Annotated in this window: 9 protein-coding genes; 6 read left to right on the top strand and 3 right to left on the bottom strand. The window is 75.5% G+C overall.

Annotated features, from left to right (window positions below):
• Window positions 1–419 (top strand): phosphotransferase (locus BI06_RS47315; RefSeq protein WP_149030625.1); only part of this gene is annotated, 419 nt, incomplete at its 5' end.
• 92 nt (window positions 420–511) lie between these two features.
• Here the strand turns inward: BI06_RS47315 and BI06_RS38955 are convergent.
• Window positions 512–784 carry a ferredoxin gene (locus BI06_RS38955; protein WP_233290466.1) on the bottom strand — a complete coding sequence of 91 codons (273 nt, stop codon included), beginning with the start codon at window positions 782–784 and terminating at the stop codon, window positions 512–514.
• Window positions 781–2,037 (bottom strand): cytochrome P450, encoded by a 1,257-nt coding sequence (locus tag BI06_RS38950; RefSeq protein WP_082559001.1) that lies wholly within the window; start codon window positions 2,035–2,037, stop codon window positions 781–783. The genes BI06_RS38955 and BI06_RS38950 overlap by 4 nt, the downstream gene beginning before the upstream one ends.
• 502 nt (window positions 2,038–2,539) lie before the next feature.
• On the opposite strand from BI06_RS38950, the gene BI06_RS38945 reads away from it, so the two are divergent.
• The 4 genes from BI06_RS38945 to BI06_RS49950 all read left to right on the top strand — a co-directional run bounded on the left by BI06_RS38945 (window position 2,540) and on the right by BI06_RS49950 (window position 5,086).
• The gene (locus tag BI06_RS38945) at window positions 2,540–3,625 is read left to right on the top strand and encodes an S-(hydroxymethyl)mycothiol dehydrogenase (RefSeq protein ID WP_043476090.1); all 1,086 of its coding nucleotides are present in this window, start codon (window positions 2,540–2,542) and stop codon (window positions 3,623–3,625) included.
• Window positions 3,622–4,260: an MBL fold metallo-hydrolase gene (locus tag BI06_RS38940; protein ID WP_043476087.1), complete on the top strand. Its 639-nt coding sequence runs from the start codon at window positions 3,622–3,624 to the stop codon at window positions 4,258–4,260. Before BI06_RS38945 ends, BI06_RS38940 begins: the two co-directional genes overlap by 4 nt.
• Window positions 4,261–4,398: 138 nt before the next feature.
• Window positions 4,399–4,800, top strand: a complete 402-nt coding sequence (locus BI06_RS38935; protein WP_030393951.1) for a pyridoxamine 5'-phosphate oxidase family protein — start codon at window positions 4,399–4,401, stop codon at window positions 4,798–4,800.
• A gap of 94 nt (window positions 4,801–4,894) precedes the next feature.
• The gene (locus BI06_RS49950) at window positions 4,895–5,086 is read left to right on the top strand and encodes a hypothetical protein (RefSeq protein WP_149030620.1); all 192 of its coding nucleotides are present in this window, start codon (window positions 4,895–4,897) and stop codon (window positions 5,084–5,086) included.
• Between the two features lie 121 nt (window positions 5,087–5,207).
• Here BI06_RS49950 and BI06_RS38930 read toward each other — a convergent pair whose 3' ends face one another.
• Window positions 5,208–6,407, bottom strand: a complete 1,200-nt coding sequence (locus tag BI06_RS38930) for an alpha/beta hydrolase (RefSeq protein ID WP_043476084.1) — start codon at window positions 6,405–6,407, stop codon at window positions 5,208–5,210.
• 651 nt (window positions 6,408–7,058) lie between these two features.
• Between BI06_RS38930 and BI06_RS38925 the strand changes: the two genes are divergently transcribed.
• On the top strand, window positions 7,059–7,406 hold the full coding sequence (locus tag BI06_RS38925; RefSeq protein WP_030393949.1) for a DoxX family protein: 348 nt from the start codon (window positions 7,059–7,061) through the stop codon (window positions 7,404–7,406).
• Window positions 7,407–7,433: the final 27 nt, after the last annotated feature.

Below are 7,433 nucleotides of genomic sequence, written 5' to 3'. Positions count from 1 at the left end.
GGGCGCTGGCCGCGCGCCTGCCGGAGCTGGCCGGGGAACTCGCCGCCTGCGGCCTGCCGGAGACCGTGGTGCACGGCGACTTCCACCCCGGCAACTGGCGCTCCGACGGCTCCGGGCTGGTGGTCATCGACTTCGCCGACACCTGTTTCGGCCATCCGGTGGCGGACGGGCTGCGGCCGCGCGGCTTCCTGGACGGGGAGCGCTGGGCGCAGGTGGCCGAGGAATGGGCGCGGGCCTGGCGCGAGTGGGTACCGGGGTGTTCGCCGGAACGGGCGCTGGAACTGGCCGGTCCGCTGGTGCACTTCGGGTACGCGCTGCGGTACCAGGAGTTCCTGGACCACATCGAGGACAGCGAGCGCCCGTACCACGAGGGCGATCCGGCGGCGGAGGTCCGGCAGGCGCTGGCCGCGGCGGGCTGACCCGACGGCGCCGCGCCGGACGGGGCACGGCGCGGCGCCGGGAGTGGGTCAGCGGTGTCAGCGGTGTCAGGGTGTCGGCGGTGTCGGTCGGGTCAGCCCGTCGGGTCGATCCGCCGCCCGTCCCTCACCCCGTACAGGGAGAGCGCCTCGACCGGGCAGTAGTCGACCGCGTCGGCCAGTTCCGAGGTCAGCGGTTCGCCGGCGGCGCCGGTCGGCTGCTCCCGCACCGGCCGGGCGAGCCCGTCGGCGCCGAGCGTCAGCGAACCGGGCGCGGTGGCCGCGCACATGCCCGAGCCGATACAGCGGTCCCGGTCCACCTGGACGATGACCGCCGGCGCCGCCCCGGTGGCCTCCCGACCCGTCACCAGGAGACCTGCAGGTGCTGCGGGCTGCGGGTGAGCAGGCCGCGCCGCCAGTCGATGGCCTCCACGATCCCGGCGAGCCGCAGCGAGGGCAGCCGACGGGCCAGCCGGTGCAGGGCGAGCTCCAGTTCCATCCGGGCCAGCCAGGCGCCCAGGCAGTGGTGCGGCCCGGCGCCGAAGGTGTACATCGGTGCGGCGAGCGGGGAGAACAGTTCGGTCAGCAGGTCGCCGGTGAACACCTCGGGGTCGGTGTTGGCGGCGTCGGTGTCGGCGGCGACCACGCTCCCGGCCGGGATCCGCACCCCGCCGATGTCGAGGTCCTCGACGGCCCGCCGCAGCAGTCCGGGCAGGACGTCGGAGTCCCCGAGCGGGACGGCGCGCAGCAGCTGTTCGGTGGCGGCGGCCGCGCTCTGCTCGTCCGAGGCGAGCTGCTGCCAGGCGTCGTGCCCGTCGCTGAGCAGGTAGACCAGGGCGTTGCCGAGCGAGGTCATGGTGGTCTCGTGCCCGGCCACCACCAGGCCGATGACGAGCGTGACGATCTGCTGCTCGGTGATGCCCGGGGTGTCGGCGGCGGCCGCGAGCAGGCTGCTGACGAGGTCGTCGCCGGGCGCGGCACGGCGTTCGGCGATCACCTCGGCGCCGAAGCCGGCGAACTCGGTCATCGCGGTGCGGATGGCCTCCGCCGAGTACGCGGTGGCGGACAGGGCGTGGTCGCTCCAGTGTTCGAGGCGCTTGCTGTCGAGGCCGTCGAGGCCCATCAGCCGGCTGATCACGGCGATCGGCAGCGGGCGGGTGTAGCCGGCGACGATGTCGGTGGGCGAGCCCCGGTCGATCAGCTCGTCGATCAGGCCCTCCACGACCGAGGCGACCCAGGGGCGCCACCGGGCGATCGCGCGCGGGGTGAAGGCGCGCTGCACGGTGCGGCGCAGCCGCTGGTGCTCGACGCCGTCGATGTTGAGCATCGAGGACGGGTCGTCGAGCAGGTTCGGGGTGAGCGAGACGGGCGGGGCGCCGGGGGCGTGCAGCGGCGCGCGCCCCAGGCGCGGGTCGGTCAGCACCTGCCGGACGTCGGCGTGCCGGCTGACCAGCCAGACGGGGGTGCCGGTGGGCAGGGCGGCCAGCCGGGGCGGGCCGGGTTCGAGCAGCCGCAGGCAGTGCAGCGGCGGCAGGACGGCCTGGGCGGTGCCACCGCCGGCGGGACCGGGGTCGGTGGCGGTGCCGGTACGGGCACCGGTGGCACTGTTCTCGGCGGACATCCGTACTCCAGACTCCAGGGCGGTGGCCGCTCGGAGGGCGGCCGGCGGGGGGTGGATCCGGGCGGTGCGCGGGGACGGGCGGCGTGGTCGACGGCGTGCCGAGTAGGCCGGGTTCGCTACGACCGTACGTGGGCGACGCGCCACAGTCAGCAACGAATCCAGCCAACGCCGGGGTGGGGCGGGAGCGGTGAGGGCGTGGCAGCACTGACGGGCGCTCAGTGGCGCCCGCGCGCCCCGCCTCGCGCCCCGGAGTGGCCCCGGAGTGGCCCCGGAGTGGCCCCGGAGAGGCCCCGGGGAGGCCCCGGAGGGGGCGCCGAAGGCGTCGCCGGCGAGGTCGCGGACGGGCCGCCGGAGGACCGGGCCGACCGGTGAGGCGGATCACCAGGGGCGTTCCCCGGCCGCCCGCCGTGACGGGCGCTAGGCTGCGTGGGCGGGTCGTTCGATCCGCGTCGACGCAGGTCACGCCGGTACACAGGGGTACCGGCCGACGGAGGAGAACCGGATGGCCCAGCAGGTCAAGGCAGTCGTCGCGCGCGCCAAGGGCGCGCCCGTGGAGGTGACGACGATCGTCGTGCCCGACCCCGGGCCGGGCGAGGCGGTGGTGCGGATCCAGGCCTGCGGCGTGTGCCACACCGATCTGCACTACCGCGAGGGCGGGATCAACGACGAGTTCCCCTTCCTGCTGGGCCACGAGGCCGCGGGCATCGTGGAGACGGTCGGCGAGGGCGTCACCGAGGTCGCGCCCGGCGACTTCGTGGTCCTCAACTGGCGCGCCGTCTGCGGCCAGTGCCGCTCCTGTCAGCGCGGACGCCCGCAGTACTGCTTCAACACCCACAACGCCAAGCAGAAGATGACGCTGCTGGACGGCACCGAGCTGTCCCCGGCCCTGGGCATCGGCGCGTTCGCCGAGAAGACCCTGGTCGCCGCCGGGCAGTGCACCAAGGTGGACCCGGCCGCCGACCCGGCCGTCGCCGGGCTGCTCGGCTGCGGCGTGATGGCGGGCATCGGCGCCGCGATCAACACCGGCAACGTCGGCCGGGGCGACTCGGTCGCCGTGATCGGCTGCGGCGGGGTTGGCGGGGCGGCCGTGCTGGGCTCCCGGCTGGCCGGCGCGGGGAAGATCATCGCGGTGGACATCGACGACCGCAAGCTCGCCACCGCCCGGAAGCTCGGCGCCACCCACACCGTCAACTCGACCGCCACCGACGCGGTCGAGGCGATCCGCGAGCTGACCGGCGGGAACGGCGCGGACGTCGTGGTCGAGGCGGTCGGCCGCCCGGAGACCTACAAGCAGGCCTTCTACGCCCGCGACCTGGCCGGCACCGTCGTCCTGGTCGGCGTGCCGACGCCGGAGATGCAGCTGGAGCTCCCGCTGCTCGACGTGTTCGGGCGCGGCGGCGCGCTGAAGTCCTCCTGGTACGGCGACTGCCTGCCCTCGCGGGACTTCCCGATGCTGATCGACCTCTACCTCCAGGGCCGCCTGGACCTCGGCGCGTTCGTCAGCGAGACCATCGAACTCGACGCGGTGGAGCAGGCGTTCGAGCGCATGCACCACGGCGACGTGCTCCGTTCGGTGGTGGTCCTGTGAGCACCGGCAGCCTCCGGATCGACCGGCTCGTCACCGCCGGCACCTTCGAACTCGACGGCGGCAGCTGGGAGGTGGAGAACAACGTCTGGATCGTCGGCGACGACGCCGAGGCCGTGGTGATCGACGCGGCCCACGACGCCGCGGCGATCGAGGCGGCGCTCGGCGGGCGCCGGCTGCTCGCCGTCGTCTCCACCCACGCCCACAACGACCACATCGACGCCGCCCCCGCGCTCGCCGAGCGCACCGGCGCGCCGATCCTGCTGCACCCGGACGACCTGCCGCTGTGGAAGCTCACCCACCCCGACCGGCTGCCGGACGGCGAACTCGCGGACGGGCAGCGGATCGAGGTCGCCGGTACGGAGCTGACCGTCCTGCACACCCCGGGCCACGCGCCGGGCGCGGTCTGCCTGTACGCCCCGGAGCTGAGCACCGTGTTCACCGGTGACACCCTCTTCCACGGCGGCCCCGGCGCCACCGGCCGGTCGTTCTCGCACTTCCCGACCATCATCGACTCGATCCGGGACCGCCTGCTGACGCTGCCGCCGGAGACGGTGGTCCGCACCGGCCACGGCGACCCGACCACCATCGGCGCCGAGGGCCCGGCCCTGCCGGAGTGGATCGCCCGCGGTCACTGACGCTCACCCGCACCCGGACGCGCCCACCCCGTATCCGGACGCACCCACCCCGCACCCGGACGCGTTCACCCCGCACCCGGACGCGCGCACCCGGGCCCGGCGGCCTTCCGCCGGGCCCGGCGACGTAGCATCGCGGGCATGGCCCATGATCCCCGCGCGCTCGACGACACCCTTCTCGCCTTCTGGCGGGAGCGGCACATCGCCACCCTGACCACCCTGCGCCCGGACGGTTCGCCGCACGTGGTGCCGGTGGGGGTGACCTTCGACCCGGGGACCGGGATCGCGCGGGTGATCAGCAGCCGGACCAGCCGGAAGGTGCGGAACGTGCTGGAGGCCGGGGCGGCGGGCCAGCGGGTCGCGGTCTGCCAGGTGGACCGGGCGCGCTGGTCGACGCTGGAGGGGGTGGCCGTGGTCCGGCAGGAGCCGGAGGAGGTGGCCGAGGCGGAGCGCCGGTACGCCGAGCGCTACCGCGAGCCCCGGGTGAACCCGGACCGGGTGGTCGTCGAGATCACGGTGGACCGGGTGCTCGGGCGGGCCTGAGTTCCCGGTTCGAGCTCCGCCGGTGGACGGGGTTCCGTTCGGCCGGTTCCCCTCCGTTTATCCGGCGTTGATCGTCGGCGCCTAGGGTCGGGGCATGACCGAGGGAACGAGGGGCGGGCGGGGCATGCGGACCCCGGCCGAGGGCGGCCGGATGACCGCCGAGGACACGGACCGCTTCCGGGTGCTGCTGGCCCGGCTGGAGGACTCGCTGGCGGCCGACCGCCGCGGCACGGCGTCCGTGACGACGGTTGGGGCGCCGAGACCGGCGGTGGGCCGCGATGGGTGAGCGCCGTCCGGCGGACCACCGGCCGGTGGACCGCCGCCCGGCCGCGCGGGTCGAGGTGCTGCCGCTGTGGCAGCGCGGCGCCCGGACGGGAGAGCCCGCCCGGAGCGCCGTGCCCGGAGCGCTACTTGGCGAAGCGGACCTCGGGGAAGGCGCGCGAGGGCCGGTCGAGCAGCGGGGCCGGGCGGCCCAGCAGGTGCCGGTCGAGGAACGCGCCGAGGTAGGCGCGGGTGGCGGCGAGCGCGCGCTCGCCGCGGACGGTGCCGAAGAGGTCGGGCCCCGAGTCGGCCGGTAGCTGGTCGCGGCTGCCGAGGGCGTCCACCACCCAGTGCTCGTCCGAGAACGAGAGGTGCCCGGCCGTCGGCAGGTCCACCCAGTAGCGGGGGCCGGTGAGCCGCTTCCAGCTGTCCTCCCAGTTCCCGGTGGCGCCGGGGGAGCCGCCGAGCTGGGCGCTGAACAGCAGCACGGGGCGGGAGCGGAGGCCGGTCGGCGGGATCCAGACGGTGCCGTCCAGGTTCGCGGCGGCGCGGATCCGGCGGTCCTCGCCCATCGCCTCCAGGGCGGCCGCGCCGCCGAGCGAATGGCCCGCCGCGGCGATCCGCCCCGGGTCGACGGCGAGCCCGCGGACCGGGCCCCGGCCGCCGGGGGCGGTGAGCCGGTCGATCACGAAGCGCAGGTCGGCCGCCCGGGCGCGGGAGGCCGTCGCGCCGAAGTCCGGGTCGGTCCCCTCCCGCCCGCAGACCAGGCAGGGTTCGATCCGTCCGCCCGGGAACTCCACCAGGGTCTCGTAGGTGTGGTCGACGGCGGCCACCGCGTAGCCCCGGGCGGCGAGTTCCTCGCCGAGCGCGGTGAGCGTGGTGCGGCTCAGGCCGAAGCCGGGGGAGAGCAGGACCAGCGGATGACGCCCCGGGGCGGGCCGGGCCCCGGCCACGGCGCCGGTCCGTACCCCGGCCGGTGCGTCGGTGCCGTACAGGGCGGTGGACAACTCCGGTGACAGATAGGGCGCGTGGGCGCCCCGGGCGGAGTCGGTCGGGTACCAGAAGGTGACCATCAGCTCGCGGGACGGTGTGTCCGGGCGCCAGGGGTCGGGCCGGTCCCGGTCGACCAGACGGGCCGAGGTCGTCCCGACGGGCCGGTGGGTGCTGGTGGCCGGCACCCGGGGACCGGCGGCATCGGGCTTGCTGTCCGCCGCGGCGTCCGTGGCGGTCGTGGTGGCGGTGGCGGCAGCCGGGGCGGAGGCGGCGGCCGGTCCGGCGAGGGCCAGCACCAGGGCGGTGGAGGCGATCGGCAGGGCGGCGGAACGCCACCGGGCGGTCTTCGACATGACGCCACGTTAGGAGGATGCCGTCCGTCGCCGCGTCGCTCCGCCGGGGGACGGCGGATACGCCGCGAGGTGGAGCCGGTCCGGCAGCGCGTACGCCTGTGGGCCGGGTCCGGCCTCCACCTGCGGGAGTTGTGGACCCGCGTCTCCGCGCTCCCGCGGGCCCTGGGTCCGGAGACGGTCGGCCCGGGGACGGTGGCCGGTCGGTCTCGATTCGATCACGACGTGTCCCATTGGTCGGCCATTGGGCGTGACTGTGGTGATTGATCTTGGTCGCGGCCGAGGCCGATCGCCTGCATCATTCCTTTCAGACGCGACGAACGGCCGGGTGCGGATGGCACCCGTTGCCGCGAGTGCGGTCCCTGCTGCCGGTGCGTCCGGCCCCGCGGACCCGCTGCCGCGTCGGATCCGACGAACGGCCGGGTGCGGATGGCACCCGTTGCCGCGAGTGCGGTCCCTGCCGCCGGTGCGTCCGGCCCGCAGACCGCCGCCGCGTCGGAACGTCCCGCGAAGAATGCCCCGGCCGTCCCGTCACATCGGGCGTGTGCCGCGGGTCGGCGACGTCGACCGACGAACCGCCGGGCGGAGCGCGCGAGTCGCCTCCCGCCACCCCTTCCGCTTCCACTTCCGCTTCCACGTGAACGAGGTACCACCATGTCCGTCGCCCATGTCGTGCTCGCCGTCGTCAGTGCCCTCTGGGTCGGCTTCTCCGGCGTCTCGCTCGCCCGTCGGGCCGAGTTCGTCACCCAGCCCCTCGTCGACTACGGCGTGCCCCGCGCGTGGTGGACCTGGCTCGCGGTGGCGAAGCTCGCCGGCGCCGCCGGTCTGCTGGTCGGCCTCGCCGTCCCGGCGATCGGTGTCGCCGCAGCGGTCGGCCTGATTCTCTACTTCGCCGGCGCCGTGCTCACCAACATCCGGGCCCGCTCGTACGGGACCGTCCCCTTCCCGCTGCTCTACCTCGTCCCCGTCGCCGTCACCCTGGGCCTCGGCCTCGCGGCCTGACGCCGACTCGGGTCAGGCCGGTCCGCT

It is taken from the genome of Kitasatospora sp. MBT66 (genome assembly GCF_000710405.2).
GTDB classification, from domain to species: Bacteria; Actinomycetota; Actinomycetes; order Streptomycetales; family Streptomycetaceae; genus Kitasatospora; species Kitasatospora purpeofusca.
The sequence above is the reverse complement of the archived record's forward strand: the minus strand, read 5'-3'. Positions and strand labels throughout refer to the sequence as shown.

Excerpts from the sequence above, each read along its gene's own strand:
- BI06_RS38945 (WP_043476090.1), top strand. The coding sequence starts at position 2,540 with ATGGCCCAGCAGGTCAAGGCAGTCGTCGCGCGCGCCAAGGGCGCGCCC.
- BI06_RS49950 (WP_149030620.1), top strand. The coding sequence starts at position 4,895 with ATGACCGAGGGAACGAGGGGCGGGCGGGGCATGCGGACCCCGGCCGAG.
- BI06_RS38950 (WP_082559001.1), bottom strand. The coding sequence starts at position 2,037 with ATGTCCGCCGAGAACAGTGCCACCGGTGCCCGTACCGGCACCGCCACC.
- BI06_RS38930 (WP_043476084.1), bottom strand. The coding sequence starts at position 6,407 with ATGTCGAAGACCGCCCGGTGGCGTTCCGCCGCCCTGCCGATCGCCTCC.
- BI06_RS38935 (WP_030393951.1), top strand. The coding sequence starts at position 4,399 with ATGGCCCATGATCCCCGCGCGCTCGACGACACCCTTCTCGCCTTCTGG.
- BI06_RS38925 (WP_030393949.1), top strand. The coding sequence starts at position 7,059 with ATGTCCGTCGCCCATGTCGTGCTCGCCGTCGTCAGTGCCCTCTGGGTC.